The organism is Actinacidiphila sp. bgisy167 (assembly GCF_965342175.1).
Taxonomy (GTDB): Bacteria; Actinomycetota; Actinomycetes; order Streptomycetales; family Streptomycetaceae; genus Actinacidiphila.
Genome location: NZ_CBDRBL010000202.1, coordinates 1 through 1,381, shown reverse-complemented (window position 1 = coordinate 1,381; position 1,381 = coordinate 1). Strand labels below are relative to the sequence as shown.

The window sequence follows — 1,381 nt, the reverse complement described above, 5'->3', positions numbered from 1 at the left end:
GGAGTGCCCAGGATCCGCCGGATACGGGGATAGCCGCGCCGGACCCGGCCGGGGGTGAGCCGGTCCGGAGTCAGTGGTTTCTCCCAGGGCCTGCGCAGGTCCTCGGCCAGGGGGCGGGCGAGGCAGAGTTGGGCGTAGGCGGCGAGGATCAGCCACACCCATCGGTCGGCCTGTTCCGGGGTGCGCAGACGAGGCCGGGTCAGCCCGAGGGTCTGCTTGAAGAAGCGGAATGTGTGTTCGATGTCGAATCGTCGCAGGAAGATCCGCCAGAGGCGGTTGACGTTGTGCGCGGTGGCGTCGGGGTCGCTGTGCCACAGCCACAGGGGCTTGGGGGCGCGGTTGCCGGGCAGGTACTCGACGGCCAGGTGGACCAGTGTGCCCTCGACGAGGGGCAGTTCGCCCTGGTGGTCGGCCCAGGAACCGCGCCGGTCCGGTTTGGGATGCAGTCGGCCCCAGCAGCGGGCGGTGACCTTGCCGAAGCGGTCGTGGACGCCGGTCGACTCCTGAACCGGGGCCGGGTGGGTGGCCGCGTCGGACAGGCGGAACTCCGCCCCGTGGCGGGGCGGGCGTCCCGGGTTGGTTCCGCGGCGCTTACCGGCCGGCGCGTACATCACCCGGTCCGCGCGGACGCGTCCCAGCAGCCGGACCGGCTCCTCGCGCAAGCAGCCAGGTCAGACGCACGAGGTCGTAGCCGGAGTCCATCACGAACAGGACCGGCGGGTCGCCCGGCCGCCACTGCCCGGCCTGTTCCAGGCGGGCGCGCAGCTCACGGATCTGAGCGGCGGTGACCTCGGTGGGATCGTCCTCGGGCCCGATGCGCACCGCGTCCAGCGGGCCGGTCCACGACGAGCGGCCCCCACCCAGGGCTACCGCCACTTGGTAGGGCCAGCCCGGGATGGTCTGGCGCACCCCGTCGCAACGGCACGGACGGTGGCAGTGCAGCCGCTCGGGCGAGCACTCGGCATCCGGACGAGGCCAGGGCGTGACGTCCAGCGCGATCGACAGCTGCCGATCCGCACCGCGCGGCAGCTCCAGCCCGGCCAGCGCCCTGCGCAGACGGGACACAGCGATGTGCCCCTGGGCCAGCGCGTCGTACATCGCCCCGTGCCCGCGCCGGTACACCGCCTCCAGCGACAGCTCAGGCAGAGAAACCACCGGCCCGCCGGCACACAGCACCGCGTCAGTCAGCTCGAACAGCGCATCGGCCCGCAGGGTCAGGCACTCGTAGAACTCGCGGCGGAACCGGGACAACCCGGTCAGGGCCTCGACGCGCGCGGCGCCATCTTGCAGACTGTCCATCACGGCCTTTGGGTTGATCGACTGTCGACTTCAGCGAGAAGACACGATCACGCAAAGGCCGCCCAACTGTCAGGCGAATGAC

The 1,381-nt window shown here is 71.6% G+C and carries 2 protein-coding genes; both read right to left on the bottom strand.

The window, feature by feature from the left end; translation table 11 throughout:
• The coding region (locus ACRWND_RS30775; protein ID WP_431955254.1) for a transposase at positions 1–611 on the bottom strand (611 nt) is incomplete at its 3' end.
• Complete coding sequence (locus ACRWND_RS30770) at positions 592–1,299, bottom strand: transposase (RefSeq protein WP_431955252.1); 708 nt, start codon at positions 1,297–1,299, stop codon at positions 592–594. The genes ACRWND_RS30770 and ACRWND_RS30775, both read right to left, overlap by 20 nt.
• Positions 1,300–1,381: the final 82 nt, after the last annotated feature.